Here is a 1,421-nt window from a genome sequence, read left to right as displayed (position 1 = left end):
TGAAGTGACCCCCATTAGTTGGACATTCCAATTATTGGGGGTCTTTTTATGTCAAAACACAATAGAGCGTTTAAAATAAAGCTCGCTCAGCTAGTCGAAGAGAAAAATTCTGAAGCTTTAGGTAGAAAGTACAGAGTAAGCGCTCGGCTTATTCGCTATTGGTTTCAGGTTTATCAAATAAACGGCTCAAATAGCTTTATTCATAAGCAGCTACCTTATTGTAGCGAGTTCAAAATCCATGTGCTAAAGACGATGGAAATGAACAATTGGTCATTGGGTTATACCAGCGCCTATTTCGACTTATCATCCCCTGGTATTTTATTTCAATGGCAAAAGCTTTATGCTCGCAAGGACATATCCCGTCTCAACCCCAAAAACAAAGGTAAGCCCCGCGTGACTAATAACTCTTCAACTCCTAAACCATCATCAGAGATGACTGAAAAAGAGCTTAGAGAAGAACTCGATTATTTACGTGCAGAGAACGCTGTCTTAAAAAAGTTAGAAGCCTTGGCTCAAGCCAGAAAGAAAAAAGCAAAGACAAAACGATAGTTGTCGAAGAGCTCAAGGCAATATATAGCTTACAACATTTATTAAGAGTTACAGGGCTTCCCAAGAGTGTGTATTACTACCATCGTAATGCGCTGAATCAGCCTTGTTCCAATACTGACTTACGCGTAAAAATCCGTGATATCTATCACAAACATAAAGGGCGATATGGCTATCGTAGAGTGACTTACGCTTTACGAGCGATGGGCTTAGTGGTTAACCATAAGCGTGTACAACGCCTAATGTGCGAACTTGGTTTGAAGTCAAAAGTCAGGCCTAAACGTTATAAGTCTTACAAAGGTGAAATCGGCAGAATCGCCGAAAACAAATTGAATCGTGAATTTACTGTAGAACAGCCTAATCAAAAATGGGTGACTGATGTAACTGAGTTTAAAGTGAATAATCAGAAGGTGTATCTGTCACCGATAATAGATTTATTTAATCGAGAGGTCATTAGCTATGAAGTGCGGACATCTGTAACGTTACCCTTAGTTACAGATATGCTTAAAGCCGCGACTAGTAAGCTATTACCACATGAAAAGCCACTCATACACTCTGACCAAGGATGGCAATATCAAAATAAACAATACCAAAATCACTTGAAACAGAATGGGCTACTTCAAAGCATGTCTAGAAAAGGAAATTGCTTAGATAACGCTGTTGCAGAGAACTTCTTCGGCATATTAAAAACTGAGATGTACCACAATAAAACGTTCAAAGATGCAAATGAACTTATTGAAAACATCAAAGAATATATCGATTATTACAACAACGAACGTATTAAGCTAAAACTAAAAGGCCTGAGTCCGATACAATATCGAAATCAGACCTTGGTTGCCGCTTAGAAATGAGTCCAACTTAATGGGGTCACTTCA

At 38.7% G+C, this 1,421-nt stretch carries 1 protein-coding gene and 1 pseudogene; both read left to right on the top strand.

The genetic code is table 11. The features are described 5' to 3' along the window. Positions 1-18: 18 nt before the first annotated feature. Positions 19-549, top strand: coding sequence for a transposase (locus QME20_RS19615; RefSeq protein WP_239220459.1), 531 nt, complete (start codon positions 19-21; stop codon positions 547-549). Further along, positions 537-1,391 (top strand): annotated as a pseudogene (locus QME20_RS19610) (IS3 family transposase); the annotation flags it as partial. The gene QME20_RS19615 and the pseudogene QME20_RS19610, both read left to right, overlap by 13 nt. Positions 1,392-1,421: the final 30 nt, after the last annotated feature.

The organism is Alteromonas sp. CyTr2 (assembly GCF_947311905.1).
In the GTDB taxonomy this organism is placed as follows: Bacteria; Pseudomonadota; Gammaproteobacteria; order Enterobacterales; family Alteromonadaceae; genus Alteromonas; species Alteromonas macleodii.
This window is presented reverse-complemented; position numbering and strand designations above follow the sequence as displayed.